Raw genomic sequence first — 16,377 nt, forward strand, 5'->3', positions numbered from 1 at the left:
TCTGTTCCGGCGGGCATTTCAGGAGTCGCTCAGGGTGTCGATTTCTATACCGGTATTAGAATGGCGGCATGGTGCGGAACCCTCTGACCCCCGAAGAGCACGAACGCGGCGAGCGGCTCGGGCGGCTGCTCCGCGCGGCCCGCGGCGACCGCAGCATGACGGAGGTCGCGGCGAGCGCCGGCATCTCCGCCGAGACGCTGCGCAAGATCGAGACGGGACGGGCGCCGACCCCGGCGTTCTTCACGGTGGCCGCGCTGGCCGGCGCCCTCGGGCTGTCCATGGACGAACTGGCGGGGCAGTGCGTGCTGACGCCGGTGTGACGCGTGTGTGACGTCCGCATCCGAAAACTCCCTGTAGCGGCGTCGTAACACGACTGGTGTTCCCTACGACCGGACCGGAGTGCTCCGATCGGGCGGGAGTTGAGCGATGGCCGTGGACGAGCTGCCGGGCCGGGTACGGGAGTTCGCGCACCACCTGACCGGACTGCTGGCGCGGCTCGACGAGGACACGGGCTGGTGCGGGGTGTTCTGGCGGCGCGACCCGGACGGGATGCGGGCCTGCCTGGAGGGGCGGGAGGTGCCGCCCCGGGACGTGCTGGAGGCGCTGCTCCAGGACCTCGCCGGACGGGACCCCGGTGCCGCGGCGGCGGAGGCGGACCGTGCCCGGGCCCTGCACGCCGCCGCGCTCACCGCGTACGACGCCCTGCCCGGCGGCGGGGACGCCCTGGCGGACCGGCTCGACGTCATGCTCCGCGAGCAGCGGTACGCCGCCGAGCGGCAGGCGGAACTGGGCCGGCTGCTCGCCGCGGCCACCACCGAGGAGGCGGCCGACGCCCTCCGCCTCGACCTGGCCTGGGCCCGCGACGACCACGCCCGGGCAACCGCCCGCTGCGCCGAACTCCAAGCCCGCATGGCAGCCCTCACCGCACCCCAGGCGCCACCCACCACCCCACCGCACGACGCGCCCCCCATCACACGGCAGCCCACGCCTCCGGCCCCACCCCATGCCGGCTCCTCTACCGCACCACAGCCGACGACCGCCGCGGTGCTGGACGACGCGGCCCCCGGGGCCTGGCAGCGTGCGACCGCCGGCCCGCCGCACGACCCGGCCTCTGCCGCGCCGCACGCGGCGACCGCCGTCCCGCCGCACGACCGGTCCTCTGCCGCGCCGCGGGCGGCGACCGCCGCGGTGCTGGACGACGCGGCCCCCGGGGCGTGGCAGCGTGCGACCGCCGTCCCGCCGCACGACCCGGCCTCTGCCGCGCCGCACGCGGCGACCGCCGGCCCGCCGCATGACCGGCCCTCTGCCGCGCCGCGGACGGCGACCGCCGCGGTGCTGGACAACGCGGCCCTTGGCGGGCCGCAGCACGCGACCGCCATGCCTCCGCACGATCCGACCCCCGTCGTGCCGCAGCGAGCGACTGTCGTCCCGCCGCATGACACGGCTGCCGCTTCGCGGGAGGCGACAGTCGCTCCGCGGCAGGGGGCGGCCCCCGCCCCGTGGCAGCGAGCGAGCACAGCCTCTCCACGCGACGTGGCCCCCGCCGTGCCGCAGCATGCGACCGCCGGCCCGCCGCACGGTACGGCTCCTGCCGTGCCGCAGGTGGCGACCGTCGGCCCGCCGCACGACATGGCTGCCGCCTCGCGGGAAGCGACCGACGCTCCGCCGCAGGGCGTGGCGCCCGCCTCGCCGCAGCCGGCGGCCGACACCCCGCCGCACGCTCCGCCCCCCACACTCAAGCCGCGCAGGCGGCGGCGTGGTGGGGCGCGTTTTGCCGGGGGTGGGGAGGAGGGGGTCGGGGCTGTTGTCGTGCCGCCTCAGGGCGGGGCGGTTCCCGGCGTGATGTCCGCCGGCGGCGGCCCTGCCCCGCGGGGGGCGCGGTTCGCCGGGGTCGTGGAGGGCGGGCGGCCGGGGGAGTCGCGGCCCGAGGCGCCGGACCCGGCGGACGGGCGCGAGGCCGACCGGCTCGTCGAGGTACTGGCGGCGCTGCGCGCCGAGGGGCGCGGCGGTGAGGCGCACGCCCTGCTGGCCGAGGCCGCGCACTGGCCCCCCGCCCGCTTGCCGCTGCTCGCCGCCCGGATGGAGCGGGCCGGGCTGGGTGCCGACTGGGCGACCCTGTTGTGGGAGGCGGCCTCCCTGCCCGCCGGCCGGCTGGTCGCGGCCGCCGACGCCCTGGCCGCCGCCGGCCGCACCGCCGACGGCGAGCAGGTCCTGCGGCAGGGCGTCGTACGGCCCGCCGCCGAGATCGGCCGGGCCGCGCTCGCACTCGTCGCCGAGGGCCGCCGCCGCGAGGCCCGCGCACTTCTCGGCGCCTGCGTCCGCAGCCGCACCCCCGAGGAGGCCGCCCGCAGCGCCGACCCCGGCCCGCAGGTGCTGGTGCCGTTGCTGCTGGAGGCGGCGCAGGACGTCTCCGGCCGGCATCACCGGGACCTCGTCCACGCCTTCCGCGTCGCCGGATTCACCACCTGAAGTCCGTCACACCAGCCCCACCAGCCCCTCCACTCACCCACAGGAGTGCGAAACGGCATCGACACCCCGGCTTGGTGACGATGGTCTTGGCAAGCCCGCCCAGGAGGCTTACGTTCGTCCCTCTACGGCCCGCTTCTACGGGCGTAGAGGCTCTGACGTCCCGTCGAAGGAGCAGCTCATGGCCAACGTCGTACGTGCCGCTCTGGTCCAGGCGACCTGGACCGGCGACACCGAGTCCATGGTGGCGAAACACGAGGAGCACGCCCGCGAGGCGGCCCGGCAGGGCGCGAGGATCATCGGGTTCCAGGAGGTCTTCAACGCCCCGTACTTCTGCCAGGTCCAGGAGCCGGAGCACTACCGCTGGGCCGAGCCCGTGCCCGACGGGCCCACCACCCGCCGCATGCAGGCGCTCGCGCGCGAGACCGGCATGGTGATCGTCGCCCCCGTGTTCGAGGTCGAGCAGTCGGGCTTCTACTACAACACCGCGGCGGTGATCGACGCCGACGGCACCGTCCTCGGCAAGTACCGCAAGCACCACATCCCGCAGGTCAAGGGCTTCTGGGAGAAGTACTACTTCCGGCCGGGCAACCTCGGCTGGCCGGTCTTCGACACGGCCGTCGGCAAGGTCGGCGTCTACATCTGCTACGACCGGCACTTCCCGGAGGGCTGGCGCCAACTCGGGCTCGCCGGCGCCCAGCTGGTGTACAACCCGTCCGCCACGCACCGCGGCCTCTCCGCCCACCTGTGGCGCCTGGAGCAGCCCGCGGCGGCCGTCGCCAACGAGTACTTCGTCGCCGCGATCAACCGCGTCGGGCAGGAGGAGTACGGCGACAACGACTTCTACGGGACGTCGTACTTCGTCGACCCACGCGGTCAGTTCGTCGGCGACGTCGCCGACGACGGCAAGGAGGAACTCGTCGTCCGCGACCTGGACTTCGGCCTCATCGAGGAAGTGCGGCAGCAGTGGGCCTTCTACCGCGACCGCCGCCCCGACGCCTACGAGGGGCTGGTGCGCCCGTGACCCGCGACCTGCTGGGCCGCCACCGGTCCGTCCTGCCCGACTGGCTCGCCCTCTACTACGAGGACCCGCTGGAGATCACGCACGGCGAGGGCCGCCACGTCTGGGACGCCGCCGGCAAGAGGTACCTGGACTTCTTCGGCGGCATCCTCACCACGATGACCGCGCACGCCCTGCCCGAGGTGACCAAGGCGGTGAGCGAGCAGGCCGGGCGGATCATCCACTCCTCGACCCTGTACCTCAACCGGCCGATGGTCGAACTCGCCGAGCGCATCACCCAGTTGTCCGGAATCCCGGACGCCCGCGTCTTCTTCACCACCTCCGGCACCGAGGCCAACGACACCGCGCTGCTGCTCGCCACCACCTACCGGCGCAGCAACACCGTCCTGGCCATGCGCAACAGCTACCACGGCCGCTCCTTCAGCGCGGTCGGCATCACCGGCAACCGCAGCTGGTCCCCGACCTCCCTGTCCCCGCTGCAGACGCTCTACGTGCACGGCGGCGTCCGCACCCGCGGCCCCTTCGCCCACCTGGACGACCGCGACTTCATCGCGGCCTGCGTCGACGACCTGAAGGACCTGCTCGGCCACACCCGCGCCCCGGCCGCGCTGATCGCCGAGCCGATCCAGGGCGTCGGCGGCTTCACCTCGCCGCCGGACGGCCTGTACGCCGCGTTCCGCGAGGTGCTGCACGAGCGGGGCGTGCTGTGGATCGCCGACGAGGTGCAGACCGGATGGGGACGCACCGGCGACCACTTCTGGGGCTGGCAGGCCCACGGGCGCAGCGGCCCGCCGGACATCGTCACCTTCGCCAAGGGCATCGGCAACGGCATGTCCATCGGTGGCGTCATCGCCCGCGCGGAGATCATGAACTGCCTGGACGCCAACAGCATCTCCACCTTCGGCGGCACCCAGATCACCATGGCGGCCGGCCTCGCCAACCTCAACCACCTGCTGGAGCACGACCTCCAGGGCAACGCCCGGCGGGTCGGCGGGCTGCTCATCGAACGGCTGCGGGCCGTCGCCGCACAGGTGCCGCACGTACGGGAGGTCCGCGGACGCGGGCTGATGATCGGCATCGAGCTGACCCGGCCCGGCACCGACGAGGCCGACCCGCAGGCCGCGTCCGCCGTGCTGGAGGAGGCCCGGTCCGGCGGGCTGCTCATCGGCAAGGGCGGCGGACACGACACCAGCGCCCTGCGGATCGCCCCGCCGCTGTCCCTCACCGTCGCGGAGGCCGAGGAGGGTGCGGCGATCCTGGAACGCGCGCTGAGGAGCCTCTGACCGGCGCTGAGGAGCCTCTGACCGCCGGCGGTTCCACCCCGAAGGGCGCCGGGCGCGAACCCGGCGCCCGCCCGCCCCCGACAGGAGGGAAGAGCATGAGCAGCCGTACCGTCATCCGCGGTGGACTCGTCATCACCGCGTCCGACGAGATCCACGCCGACGTCCTGGTCGAGGACGGCCGCATCGCCGCCCTCGCCGCCACCGGCACCCCCGCGGCCGGGGCCTTCACCGCCGAGCGGGTCATCGACGCGAGCGGCAAGTACGTCATCCCGGGCGGGGTCGACGGGCACACCCACATGGAGATGCCCTTCGGCGGCACCTACGCCTCGGACACCTTCGAGACCGGCACCAGGGCCGCCGCCTGGGGCGGCACCACCACGATCGTCGACTTCGCCGTCCAAAGCGTCGGGCACTCCCTGCGCGAGGGCCTGGACGCCTGGCACGCCAAGGCGGAGGGCAACTGCGCGATCGACTACGGCTTCCACATGATCGTCTCCGACGTGAACCAGGAGACGCTGAAGGAGATGGACCTCCTGGTCGAGGAGGGCGTCACGTCGTTCAAGCAGTTCATGGCGTATCCGGGCGTCTTCTACTCCGACGACGGCCAGATCCTGCGCGCCATGCAGCGTGCCGCCGGGAACGGCGGGCTGATCATGATGCACGCCGAGAACGGCATCGCGATCGACGTCCTCGTCGAGCAGGCCCTCGCCCGGGGCGAGACCGACCCCCGCTACCACGGCGAGGTCCGCAAGGCACTGCTGGAGGCCGAGGCCACCCACCGCGCCATCAGGCTGGCGCAGGTGGCGGGGGCCCCGCTCTACGTCGTGCACGTGTCCGCCGCCGAGGCGGTGGCCGAGCTGACCCGGGCCCGCGACGACGGGCTGAACGTCTTCGGCGAGACGTGTCCGCAGTACCTCTTCCTGTCGACCGACAACCTCGCGGAGCCGGACTTCGAGGGCGCGAAGTACGTGTGCTCCACCCCGCTGCGGCCACGCGAGCACCAGGCGGTGCTGTGGCGCGGGCTGCGCACCAACGACCTCCAGGTCGTCTCGACCGACCACTGCCCCTTCTGTTTCACGGGCCAGAAGGAACTGGGCCGCGGCGACTTCTCCAAGATCCCCAACGGCATGCCGGGCGTCGAGAACCGCATGGACCTGCTCCACCAGGCCGTCGTCGACGGACACATCACCCGCCGCCGCTGGATCGAGATCGCCTGCGCCACCCCGGCCCGCATGTTCGGCCTGTACCCGAAGAAGGGCACCATCGCACCGGGCGCCGACGCCGACGTCGTCGTCTACGACCCGGACGCCGAGCAGGTCATCTCCGCCGCGACCCACCACATGAACGTCGACTACTCGGCCTACGAGGGCAGGCGCGTCACCGGCCGCGTCGAGACCGTGCTGTCGCGCGGCGAGCCGGTCATCACCGAGCGGGAGTACACCGGACGCGCCGGTCACGGCGTCTACACCCCGCGCTCCACCTGTCAGTACCTCGCCTGACCCCACCTAGGAGCGGTGCAGATGGACTTCGGACTCGTCCTGCAGACCGACCCGCCGGCCTCCCGTGTCGTCAGCCTGATGCAACGGGCCGAACGGGTCGGCTTCCGGTACGGCTGGACCTTCGACTCCGCCGTGCTGTGGCAGGAGCCGTTCGTGATCTACAGCCGGATCCTGGCCGACACGACGGAGCTGATCGTCGGCCCGATGGTCACCAACCCGGGCACCCGCACCTGGGAGGTGACCGCCTCGACCTTCGCGACCCTCAACGACATGTACGGCAACCGCACGGTCTGCGGCATCGGCCGCGGCGACTCCGCGATGCGCGTCGCCGGGCGCAAGCCCAACACCCTGGCCCGCCTGGGCGAGGCGATCGACGTGATCCGCGACCTCGCCGAGGGGCGCGAGGCCGAGGTCGACGGGCAGCCGCTGCGGATCCCGTGGGTGAGGAACGGGAAGCTGCCCGTCTGGATGGCCGCGTACGGGCCGAAGGCGCTCGCCCTCGCCGGGCAGAAGGCCGACGGATTCATCCTCCAGCTCGCCGACCCGTACCTGACGGAGTGGATGGTGAAGGCCGTACGCGCCGCGGCCGCCGAGGCGGGGCGCGACCCCGCATCCCTCACCATCTGCGTCGCCGCCCCCGCGTACGTCGGTGACGACCTGGCGCACGCGCGCGAGCAGTGCCGCTGGTTCGGCGGCATGGTCGGCAACCACGTCGCCGACCTGGTCTCCCGCTACGGCGAGCACTCGGGCGTGGTCCCCGCGGCGCTCACCTCCTACATCAAGGAACGGCACGGCTACGACTACAGCCACCACGGGCGCGCCGGCAACCCGTCCACGGACTTCGTCCCCGACGAGATCGTCGACCGGTTCTGCCTGCTCGGCCCTCCCGAGGCGCACATCGAGAAGCTGAGGGCACTGCGCGAGCTGGGCGTCGACCAGTTCGCCGTGTACGACATGCACGACGCGCAGGAGACGACGATCGACGCGTACGGCGCGGAGATCATCCCGGCACTCAACCGCTGACCGGTACCCGCCGCCGAAGGGTCACGCCCATGACCGCGACCGTCCCGCCCACGTCCGACGGCCCCATACCCGACCCCGCGGGACGCGTCGAGCTCCCGCCCGGCACCACGTTCGCCGACCGCCGCTTCGTCAACGACGACCTGCTGCCCGTGCCCCTGGCCCGGCGCCGCTGGACGACGTACAACTTCGCGGCGCTGTGGGTCGGCATGGCCCACAACATCCCCTCCTGGCTCCTCGCCTCCGGTCTCGTCGCGCTCGGCATGGACTGGAAGCAGGCCGTGTTCACCATCGCGCTCGCCAACGTCATCGTGCTCGCGCCGATGCTGCTGACCGGGCACGCCGGCCCCAAGTACGGCATCCCGTTCCCGGTGCTGGCCCGTGCCTCGTTCGGGCTGCGCGGCGCCAACCTGCCGGCGATGATCCGGGCCGGGGTGGCCTGCGCCTGGTTCGGCATCCAGACGTGGATCGGCGGCCAGGGCATCTTCGTACTGCTCGGCAAGCTGTTCGGCGGCTGGGCCGAGGCGTCGCAGGTCGGCGGCCAGCCGTGGACGCTGTGGGTGTGCTTCGTCCTGTTCTGGGCCCTCGAACTGGCCATCATCTACCGGGGGATGGAGGCGCTGCGCCGCTTCGAGAACTGGGCCGCGCCGTTCGTCATCGTCGGCGCGCTGGTGCTGCTGGCGTGGATCGCGAACAAGGCCGGGGGCCTCGGCCCGCTGCTCGACCAGCCGTCGAAGCTCGGCTGGGGCGCCGACTTCTGGCCGGTGTTCTTCCCGTCCCTGATGGGGATGATCGCCTTCTGGTCGACCCTGAGCCTGAACATCCCCGACTTCACCCGCTTCGGCGCGGGCCAGCGCGCCCAGGTCTGGGGCCAGACGCTCGGACTGCCCACCACCATGACGCTGTTCGCGCTGCTGTCGGTGTTCGTCACCTCCGGCTCGCAGGCGGTGTACGGGGCCGCGGTGTGGGACCCCGTCGCGCTCGCCGCCAGGACCGACAACGTCTTCGGGCTGCTCTTCGCCCTGGTGACGGTGCTCGTCGCCACCATCTCGGTGAACATCGCGGCGAACGTGGTCTCACCGGCGTACGACCTGGCGAACCTGGCGCCACGACTGATCGACTTCCGCACCGGCGCCCTGATCACGGGGGTGGTCGGCGTGCTGATCATGCCGTGGAAGCTCACCGAGACACCCGAGCTGTACATCTTCACCTGGCTCGGGCTGGTCGGCGGGCTGCTCGGCACGGTCGCCGGCATCCTCATCGCCGACTACTGGATCGTCCGCCGCACCGCCCTGGACCTGCCCGCCCTGTACACACCGGGCGGACGCTACTGGTACACGTCCGGCTGGAACCTGCGCGCCGTGGCCGCCTTCGCGGCCGGCGGGGTGCTCGCGGTGGGCGGCTCCCACTCGGCCCCGGGCAAGGGCCCCTTCCCGGAGGACGGCCTGATCCCCCTCCTGAAGCCCCTAGCGGACTACGGCTGGGCCGTGGGGCTCGCGGCCTCGCTCGTCGTGTACGTCGCGCTGACGGCGGGCCGCAGGCGCACGTGAGCGCCTGCGGCCCCGCTCGCTATCGGGCCGTGCCGAAGTCCTGGGTCCAGTAGGAGCCGGGCTGCGCGAGGCCGACGCCGATCTCCTTGAACTCGCAGTTGAGGATGTTCTCCCGGTGGCCGGTGCTGGACATCCAGCCCGCCATCACCTTCTCGGGCGTGTCGTAGCCGTAGGCCACGTTCTCGCCGTAGGTCCTCCAGTTGTAGCCGGCGCCCGTGATGCGGTCGGCGGGGGAGGAGCCGTCGGAGCCGGTGTGCGACATGTTGCGGTGGGCCGCCATGTCCTCGCTGTGCGCCTGGGCGGCCTTGGTGAGCGTGGCGTTCACCGTCACCGGCGAGCAACCGGCCTTGCTGCGCTCGGCGTTGACGAGCTCCACGACCCGGGCGACGGCACCGGAGGCCGGGGCGGTGGCCGTCGGGGTGCTCGACGGGGCCGTGGCGGTGGGCTTCGCCGCGGGGCTGGAGGGGGCGGCCGTCGGCTTGGACGATCCGGTGGCGGGCTTGGAGGCGCCGGCCGTGGGCTTGGACGATCCGGTGGCGGGCTTGGAGGCGCCGGCCGTGGGCTTGGCGGGGGCGGTCGTGGGGGCCGTCGTCCGCGGCTTGTGCCACGGCTTGCCGCCCCGGTGCTTCGGCTCGCCGGACTTCGAGGCGCTCGCGGTGGCGGTCGGCGTCTGCGACGGTGCCGCCGAGGGCTCACCGCCCTGCTGGCTGCTCCACTCGCGGTACCAGTCGGCGTCGGCCCAGTTGCGCTCGGACGCGACCGTGGCGGTGTTCCGGTGCTCCCGGCCCTCGTCGCCGGGCCAGTCGGAACAGGCCATGGCGACGGAGGGTATGGCTATGGCGCCCACCGCGAGTGCCGCAACGACCGGCCGCCGGTAGTGCTGCTTGTGGCGGTGCTTTCCCATGCGTGACCTCACTCGGTTGCGACATCCTGAGGTTGGTCATTCTTGGGACGGCCCGACACGCAGGGCAAAGAGCCGTAGTACTACTGCGCCTAGTACGCCTGTGCGGCCCTTGCGGCGGTCGGGAGGGCGTGCCGTCCGGCCCCGCCGGCCCCTCGCGGACTCCTGCCGCCGCGTCAGAAGTACGCCGCACACGAAGAACAGCCGGCTCTCCCGTACGGGCCGGACCGTCGCCCGTACCGGCCCGACCTTCACCCGCGGCAAGCCGGACAAAGTCCGATATGTCACCGGGGAGATCACTACTAACAGGCCCGGGTAGATCGGTAAGTGCTGTGACGGATGTCACGGAACCATGGATTCCGGATCGGCGTACGGGGTCAGTCGCGCCCGTTCTCCAGCGCCGCCACCGCCTCCTTGGCGGCCTTGATCGCGCCCTTGTTGATCTCGTCCGTCGCGGGCGCCCTGCGGCTCTCGAAGTCGCTGCCGTTGTAGGTGACGACCACCAGCGCGTTGGCCGAGCGGACCACCACCGTGCCCTCGCGCGTCTGCTGCTCGTCCTCCGTGGTGAGGTTCACGACCGAGTAGGCGGCGTCGCCCAGCCCCGGGACGTCGCCTCCGCCGCTCTTGTCGGTGACGCGCTCCTTGTACGACCTCCGGGCCGCGTCGTCCGACTCCATCACCTCGAAGGAGACGTCGAGCCAGCGGTAGTCGTACCCCTTGAGCGCGTTCCAGGAGCAGGTGCGGCGCACCTTCGTGTCCGTCGACGGTATTTCCTTGCCGTCCGCCTCGGCGCCCGGCACGAGCGACGTGACCGTCTTCCCGGCCAGGCTCGCGCAGGGCGCCGGCGCGGCGGCGTAGGTCTTCGTCACCGCCTGGGTGGCGGGGGCGGAGGCGGACGGGTTCGCGGTGCGGTCCGGCTCCTTGTCCTGGGCGGCCGGGGCCGTGTCCGGCCCTGAGGACAGTGCCCAGCCGGCGGTGGCGAGCACGGCCACCGGGGCCAGGCGCGCGGTCAGGGCGAGCGGCAGAGGAAGAGAACGCACGGCGCACTTCTCGTGGGGGACGGTGCGGAGAGGGGTCCGCACTGCGGACGGGACGCCAGTGTCACACGAGTCCCTGTGGGGCGAAAGTGCCAACTCGCTGCGTGCCCGCGCCGTGACGGAGACGCACCCCGCGCCTCACGGACGCACGGCGGTCACCAGCCACACCCCCGCCCGCATCCGCACCCCCGCGGCGGACGCGTACGGCGAGCACTTCCCGGATGCGCGGCGTACGAGTGCGCCGACGCGCAGGGGCATCCCTTCCGTGCCGCCAACCCCCGTCAGGCGGAGGTCTGAACGGCCTCGTGGGCCGACACCGGGCCGCGCACCGGGCCCGCTACGAGGCGATGCCGGTCGGTGTGAACGACGCCCTGTGCGACGCGGATCGCGGCCCGGCCGGCCGCACGGTCACGGCGTCTGCCGGGCCGTGGGTGCGGACAGGGCGGTCTCGATGCGGTCCACGGCGGCGAACGCGCCGTACGCCACGAGGTGGACCAGGCAGTGGTCGGTGTGCTCGGGACGGCGCCACGCCGCCACGTCCTCGTCCGTGATCCGGTACGGCGCGAGCGCGGTCAGCAGCGCCAGGCGCGCGCCGGGCCGCTCGCGCCGGTCCGGGAACACGTCCGCGGCGAGCGGCGGATGGGCCCCGTCCCACGCGCCCACGGCCCGGCGTACGAGGTCCTGCTCGTCGGCGTCGAGGAGGCCCGCGCCGGCCAGGGCGGCCGACCGCAGCGCCGCGTAGGCGGGGCCGACCGCCGTGCCGCCCGCCCACTCGGGGCCCGGTCCCGGGTCGTCCAGCAGGGCCAGCGAGGCCCCGGCGACGGCGGGGCGGCGCACCGCGCGCGACAGTGACCGGCCCGCCAGGCTGCGCACCGGGCGCAGCCGTTGCGCATCGGCCGGGAACAGGGTCTCGGTCAGCAGCGCCGACACGATCCGGTTGATGAAGTGGAAGGCGAGCGCGGTCCCCAGATAGCCGGGAGCCTCCTCGCGCGGGAACGGGTACGGCTCCCCGGCGGCGCCCGGCACCCGGGTGCGCCGCCCCCAGTCGAGCACGCGCGCGTGCCCCGCGTCCTCCGGTTCCCGGCCCCGGGCCAGCCGCTCGGCCAGGGCGTGGTCGCCGGTGGCGTGCAGCAGCACGGTGTGGGCGTCCACGCAGAACGGGCACTTGTTGGCCGCCGACACCCCGAAGGCGGCGACCTCCTTGCCCGTCCGGGAACCCGGTCCGGCGATGAGGGACTCCCGCATCAACGCCCAAGCGGGAGCCAGGAGTTCGGGAGCCGAGGACAGGACCACGAACGTGGGCGGCCCGGCGATGCCGAAGTCACGGGTGATCTGCTCGTAGACCTCCGCGACGCGGCCGGTGGCCGACTTGGGCGGAAGCGGTTCGGTGTGACGGAAGGGTGTGGTCATGGACGCCAGCGTGCGGCGCCGGGGCGTTCCCCGTCGTCGTACCGCCGGATGCGGTCCGCGCTGCGCCCGCGGGGCCCGGCCGGCGGGAGGACTACTTCGCCGGGAGTAGTACGGGAGCCGTCCACAGGGCTGACGCCGCTGTCGGCGGAGGCGTCTATCGTGCGGGCATGAGCGGGCGTCAGGTCACACGCGGACGGCTCGCCGACGCGATCCTCGCGGTCGTCGTCGGCGCCCTCGTCATGACCACGGCCGCCTTCGACGACGACACGACCGCGCTCGACCACGCGCTCATCGCCCTCGCCTCCGCGCCCCTGGCCTTCCACCGCACCGCCCCGCGCGCCGTGCTGGCCGTCACCACCGCCCTCGGCACGGCGTACGTCCTGCACGCCCACCCGGGCCCGCTCTCGGCCCTCCCCGTCCTGGGCGCCGTGCACACCGCCGCCCGTGTCGGCCACCGGGGCGTCGCGGCGGCCGGCGGCGCGGTGTTCCTGGCCGGGTACGTGGCGACGGGCGCCGGGACCCAGGACGTGGCCGAGCGCGCCGGACTGCTCGCCGGCTGGTTCCTGTGCGCGGTCGTGACCGGCCTCGCCGACCGCAACTGGCAGGCGTATCTGCGCCAGACCGAGCAGCGCGCCCTGGAGGCGGAGCGCACCCGCGAGGAGGCCGCTCTGCGCCGCGCCGGGGAGGAACGTCTGCGCATCGCCCGGGAGCTGCACGACTCGCTGACGCACAGCATCTCCATCGTCAAGCTCCAGGCGGGCGTCGCCGTCCACCTGGCCCGAAAACGCGGCGAGGAGGTGCCGCCCGCCCTGCTCGCCATCCAGGAGGCGAGCGGCGAGGCGATGCGCGAACTGCGCTCCGCCCTCCAGGTGCTGCGCGCCGACGAACCGGCCGGCACCCCCGCCCTGCTCGTGGAGCGCGCCCGTGCCGCCGGACTGGCCGTCGGCCTCACGGTCACCGGCACCGAGCGCGCCCTGCCGGACCCCGTCCACCGGGCCGCCTACCGCATCGTCCAGGAGGGCCTCACCAATGCGGCACGGCACGCCGGTCCGGCGAAGGTGACGGTCCGGATCGAGTACGGCGAGAGGGAGCTGACGATAGCCGTGGACGACGACGGGGCCGCCGACCCGGCCCGCCCGCCGGTGCCCGGAACCGGCCTGACCGGCATGCGCGAACGCGTCACGGCCCTCGGCGGCACCCTGCACGCCGCCCCGCGCGCGGAGGGCGGATTCTCGGTGCGGGCCCGGCTGCCGCTCGGGGAGGCGGCGTGAGCACGGTGATCCGGGTGGTGCTCGTCGACGACCAGGCGCTGATGCGCGCCGGCTTCCGGGCGCTCCTCGACGCCGAGGACGGCATCGAGGTGGTCGGCGAGGCACCCGACGGGGAGCGGGGCCTCGCCCTGGTGCGCGAGCAGGTGCCCGACGTCGCCCTGGTCGACGTCCAGATGCCGGTGATGACGGGCATCGAGGCGACCCGCCGGATCGCCGCCGACCCGGACCTCGCCGCCGTGCGCGTCGTCATCCTCACCAACTACGGCCTGGACGAGTACGTCTTCGAGGCGCTGCGGGCGGGCGCGAGCGGCTTTCTGCTGAAGGACACCGAGCCTGCCGACCTGCTCCAGGCCATCGAGGTGGTCGCGCGCGGCGAGGCCCTGCTGTCCCCGTCGGTCACCCGCACCCTGATCGGCGAGTTCGTCTCCCGTCCCCCCGACCGGGCCACCGCGCCCGGCCTGGACCACCTCACCCGCCGCGAACGGGAGGTCACCGCGCTCGCCGCCCGCGGACTGACCAACGAGGAGATCGCCGCCCACATGGTCATCAGCCCCCTGACGGCCAAGACCCATGTGAGCCGGGCGATGACGAAGCTCGGCGCCCGGGACCGGGCCCAACTGGTCGTCTTCGCCTACGAGTCGGGACTGGTCACGGCGCGCGGCGACCGCTAGCCGGCACCCGGTGGGCGGTCACGGCACCCGGGCGGTCCACTCCGGCGAGGAGAACTTCGTGCGCGCCAGCTCCTCGGCCCGCGCCAGTTCCTCGTCCGTCACCTTGCCCTGCGTCAGCCCGTAGCGACCGCCGAAGGAAGCGATCATCCGCTCGATCACGGCCTCACGCGGCAGGCCGGTCTGCCGGCGCAGCGGATCGACGCGCTTCTTCGCGCTCCTGATGCCCTTGTCGGACAGCTTCTCCCGCCCGATGCGCAGCACCTGAAGCATCTTGTCGGCGTCGATGTCGTAGGACATGGTCACGTGGTGCAGCACGGCGCCGGGGCGGCCGGCGTGGCCCACGACCCGCTTCTGCGCCGCGCCCGCGATCTTGCCCTGGTCGGTGGCGATGTCGTTGAGCGGCTGGTACCAGGCCCGGATCCCCATGTCGCCGAGCGCACCGAGCACCCAGTCGTCGAGATAGGCGTAGCTGTCCTGGAAGGAGAGCCCCTGCACCAGCGCCTCCGGTACGGAGAGCGAGTAGGTGATCGTGTTTCCGGGCTCCACGAACATGGCGCCGCCGCCGGAGATCCGGCGCACCACCTCGATGCCGTGGCGGGCTGCCCCCTCGGCGTCGACCTCGTTGCGCAGGGACTGGAAGCTGCCGATGATCACCGCCGGGGAGCCCCACTCCCACACGCGCAGCGTCGGCGGGCGCCGGCCGGCGGCCACCTCGGCCGTCAGCACCTCGTCCAGCGCCATGTGCAGGGCCGGGGACTGCGGGCCCTCGTGGATGAGCTGCCAGTCGTAGTCGGTCCAGTCGGTGGCGTGGGCGAGCGCCCGGCGCACGGCGATGCCGACGCCCTCCGACGTCAGCCCGTACATCACGGTGCCCTCGGGGAGGGACGCGTCCATCCGCGCGGCCAGGCCCGCCGCGTCGGTGTCCGCCGGGGCGCCCTCCAGCGCACGGTTCACGGCATCGAGCGCCTCGTCCGGTTCGAGGAAGAAGTCGCCCGCCACGCGCACGTGGCGCAGCGCCCCGTCCTCGACCTCCACGTCCACGACGACGAGCTTGCCGCCGGGGATCTTGTACTCACCGTGCACCGATGGCCTCCCTTTCCGTTCAGACGGGCAACAACACGGACGATCAGGGTGTTCCCGGCCCGCAGGGCACCTGGGACGAGGAGCCCTCCCGCCGCCCGGACCGGGACGGGAGGGCTTGCCCCGGCCCCGTAGACTGCCGCCGTGGCTGAGCAGAGGAAGAGCGCGGCGAAGAGCCCCGGCACGCCGGGCGATGCGGAGCTGCCGCCGCTTCCGGCGACCGCCTGGGCGGTGCTCGGACTGCTCTCCTTCGGTGAGGAGCTGTCGGGTTACGACCTGAAGAAGTGGGCGGACTGGTCGCTGCGCTTCTTCTACTGGAGCCCGTCGTTCAGCCAGATCTACGGCGAGCTCAAGCGCCTGGAGCGGGCCGGGTACGTCACGGCACGGCAGGTGGCCCCTCAGGCGGGCGGCCGGGACAAGCGGGTCTACGCGATCACCGAGGCGGGCATGGCGGCGGTCCGCGACTGGGCGCGTGAGGCGCCGGTGGAGCCGCCTGTGCTCAAGCACGGGGTGATGCTGCGGCTGTGGCTGGGGCACCTGCTGGGGCCGGAGCGGATGCGCGAGGTGCTGGGCCGGCACCGGGAGTACGCGGAGACGATGCGGCGTCGGGCCGCGGCGGACGTGGAGGGGGCGCGCACCGAGGAGGCGTGGGCGTACCCCGCGCTCACCCTGCGGTGGGCGGAGCGGTACTACGCCTCGGAGCGGGACCTGGCCGACGCGATGCTGGCGGACCTGGAGGAGCTGGAGCGCAGGCTGCCGTAAGTACGGCGGAAGTACGGCAGGGGCCGGGCGGGAGCGGTCCGGCCGGATGACGGGCGAGGTGCTGACCGTCAGCAGCCGGCACCCGTGAGGCGAGAATGGCCGGGTGCCGAAGAAGAATGAGAAGACCACGGTGAACCCGGCGCCCGAGCGGCGTGCGGAACTGCTGGCGACCGCCGCCGAGGTGTTCGCCACGCAGGGCTACAAGGCCACCACCGTCCGCAAGATCGCGGACGCCGCCGGGATGCTCGCGGGCAGCCTCTACTACCACTTCGACTCCAAGGAGTCGATGCTGGACGAGATCCTCTCCACCTTCCTGGACGAGCTGTGGGCGCGGTACGACGCGGTGCTCGCCGCCGGGCTCGGACCGAGGGAGACGATCGAGGCCCTCGTCACCGAGTCCTTCCGG

15 protein-coding genes are annotated in these 16,377 nt (G+C 73.3%); 11 read left to right on the plus strand and 4 right to left on the minus strand.

From position 1 onward, the window contains the following. The first annotated feature begins 68 nt into the window (after positions 1-68). The 7 genes from H0H10_RS33700 (at position 69) to H0H10_RS33730 (ending at position 8,839) form a co-directional block, all read left to right on the plus strand. Positions 69-320 carry a helix-turn-helix domain-containing protein gene (locus H0H10_RS33700; protein WP_188184982.1) on the plus strand — a complete coding sequence of 84 codons (252 nt, stop codon included), beginning with the start codon at positions 69-71 and terminating at the stop codon, positions 318-320. A gap of 106 nt (positions 321-426) precedes the next feature. Next, a complete protein-coding gene (locus H0H10_RS33705; RefSeq protein ID WP_188184983.1) occupies positions 427-2,469 on the plus strand; it encodes a hypothetical protein in 2,043 nt (680 codons plus the stop codon). A 178-nt stretch (positions 2,470-2,647) separates the two neighbouring features. Then, positions 2,648-3,490, plus strand: a complete 843-nt coding sequence (locus H0H10_RS33710) for a nitrilase-related carbon-nitrogen hydrolase (protein ID WP_188184984.1) — start codon at positions 2,648-2,650, stop codon at positions 3,488-3,490. Then, positions 3,487-4,770: an aspartate aminotransferase family protein gene (locus tag H0H10_RS33715; protein WP_188184985.1), complete on the plus strand. Its 1,284-nt coding sequence runs from the start codon at positions 3,487-3,489 to the stop codon at positions 4,768-4,770. Before H0H10_RS33710 ends, H0H10_RS33715 begins: the two co-directional genes overlap by 4 nt. A 95-nt stretch (positions 4,771-4,865) precedes the next feature. Continuing rightward, complete coding sequence (gene hydA, locus H0H10_RS33720) at positions 4,866-6,269, plus strand: dihydropyrimidinase (RefSeq protein WP_188184986.1); 1,404 nt, start codon at positions 4,866-4,868, stop codon at positions 6,267-6,269. 21 nt (positions 6,270-6,290) lie between these two features. Next, positions 6,291-7,292 (plus strand): TIGR03842 family LLM class F420-dependent oxidoreductase, encoded by a 1,002-nt coding sequence (locus H0H10_RS33725; protein WP_188184987.1) that lies wholly within the window; start codon positions 6,291-6,293, stop codon positions 7,290-7,292. A gap of 29 nt (positions 7,293-7,321) precedes the next feature. Next, entirely contained in the window at positions 7,322-8,839 is a 1,518-nt protein-coding gene (locus tag H0H10_RS33730) for an NCS1 family nucleobase:cation symporter-1 (protein ID WP_188184988.1), read from the plus strand. Between the two features lie 19 nt (positions 8,840-8,858). On the opposite strand, the gene H0H10_RS33735 is transcribed toward H0H10_RS33730, so the two are convergent. The 3 genes from H0H10_RS33735 to H0H10_RS33745 all read right to left on the minus strand — a co-directional run bounded on the left by H0H10_RS33735 (position 8,859) and on the right by H0H10_RS33745 (position 12,187). Beyond that, positions 8,859-9,743 (minus strand): CAP domain-containing protein, encoded by an 885-nt coding sequence (locus H0H10_RS33735; RefSeq protein ID WP_188184989.1) that lies wholly within the window; start codon positions 9,741-9,743, stop codon positions 8,859-8,861. A 374-nt stretch (positions 9,744-10,117) separates the two neighbouring features. Continuing rightward, complete coding sequence (locus tag H0H10_RS33740) at positions 10,118-10,780, minus strand: hypothetical protein (protein ID WP_188184990.1); 663 nt, start codon at positions 10,778-10,780, stop codon at positions 10,118-10,120. 405 nt (positions 10,781-11,185) lie between these two features. Continuing rightward, positions 11,186-12,187, minus strand: a complete 1,002-nt coding sequence (locus H0H10_RS33745) for a carboxymuconolactone decarboxylase family protein (RefSeq protein ID WP_188184991.1) — start codon at positions 12,185-12,187, stop codon at positions 11,186-11,188. A 167-nt stretch (positions 12,188-12,354) separates the two neighbouring features. Between H0H10_RS33745 and H0H10_RS33750 the strand changes: the two genes are divergently transcribed. Continuing rightward, the gene (locus H0H10_RS33750; RefSeq protein ID WP_188184992.1) at positions 12,355-13,458 is read left to right on the plus strand and encodes a sensor histidine kinase; all 1,104 of its coding nucleotides are present in this window, start codon (positions 12,355-12,357) and stop codon (positions 13,456-13,458) included. 5 nt (positions 13,459-13,463) lie between these two features. Continuing rightward, complete coding sequence (locus tag H0H10_RS33755; protein ID WP_188184997.1) at positions 13,464-14,129, plus strand: response regulator; 666 nt, start codon at positions 13,464-13,466, stop codon at positions 14,127-14,129. 18 nt (positions 14,130-14,147) lie between these two features. Here the strand turns inward: H0H10_RS33755 and lplAB are convergent, their stop codons facing one another. Continuing rightward, positions 14,148-15,212, minus strand: coding sequence for a lipoate-protein ligase LplAB (lplAB, locus tag H0H10_RS33760; RefSeq protein WP_188184993.1), 1,065 nt, complete (start codon positions 15,210-15,212; stop codon positions 14,148-14,150). Between the two features lie 141 nt (positions 15,213-15,353). Between lplAB and H0H10_RS33765 the strand changes: the two genes are divergently transcribed. Continuing rightward, positions 15,354-15,971 (plus strand): PadR family transcriptional regulator, encoded by a 618-nt coding sequence (locus tag H0H10_RS33765; protein ID WP_373566954.1) that lies wholly within the window; start codon positions 15,354-15,356, stop codon positions 15,969-15,971. Positions 15,972-16,074: 103 nt separating this feature from the next. Beyond that, on the plus strand, positions 16,075-16,377 hold a 303-nt coding region (locus H0H10_RS33770; protein WP_188184994.1), incomplete at its 3' end, for a TetR/AcrR family transcriptional regulator.

The sequence above is a fragment of the Streptomyces griseicoloratus genome (genome assembly GCF_014534645.1).
In the GTDB taxonomy this organism is placed as follows: Bacteria; Actinomycetota; Actinomycetes; order Streptomycetales; family Streptomycetaceae; genus Streptomyces; species Streptomyces griseicoloratus.

Coding starts and splice junctions, on each gene's coding strand:
- hydA (WP_188184986.1), top strand. CDS start 4,866: ATGAGCAGCCGTACCGTCATCCGCGGTGGACTCGTCATCACCGCGTCC.
- H0H10_RS33750 (WP_188184992.1), top strand. CDS start 12,355: ATGAGCGGGCGTCAGGTCACACGCGGACGGCTCGCCGACGCGATCCTC.
- H0H10_RS33730 (WP_188184988.1), top strand. CDS start 7,322: ATGACCGCGACCGTCCCGCCCACGTCCGACGGCCCCATACCCGACCCC.
- H0H10_RS33710 (WP_188184984.1), top strand. CDS start 2,648: ATGGCCAACGTCGTACGTGCCGCTCTGGTCCAGGCGACCTGGACCGGC.
- H0H10_RS33735 (WP_188184989.1), bottom strand. CDS start 9,743: ATGGGAAAGCACCGCCACAAGCAGCACTACCGGCGGCCGGTCGTTGCG.
- H0H10_RS33745 (WP_188184991.1), bottom strand. CDS start 12,187: ATGACCACACCCTTCCGTCACACCGAACCGCTTCCGCCCAAGTCGGCC.
- H0H10_RS33705 (WP_188184983.1), top strand. CDS start 427: ATGGCCGTGGACGAGCTGCCGGGCCGGGTACGGGAGTTCGCGCACCAC.
- H0H10_RS33700 (WP_188184982.1), top strand. CDS start 69: ATGGTGCGGAACCCTCTGACCCCCGAAGAGCACGAACGCGGCGAGCGG.
- H0H10_RS33725 (WP_188184987.1), top strand. CDS start 6,291: ATGGACTTCGGACTCGTCCTGCAGACCGACCCGCCGGCCTCCCGTGTC.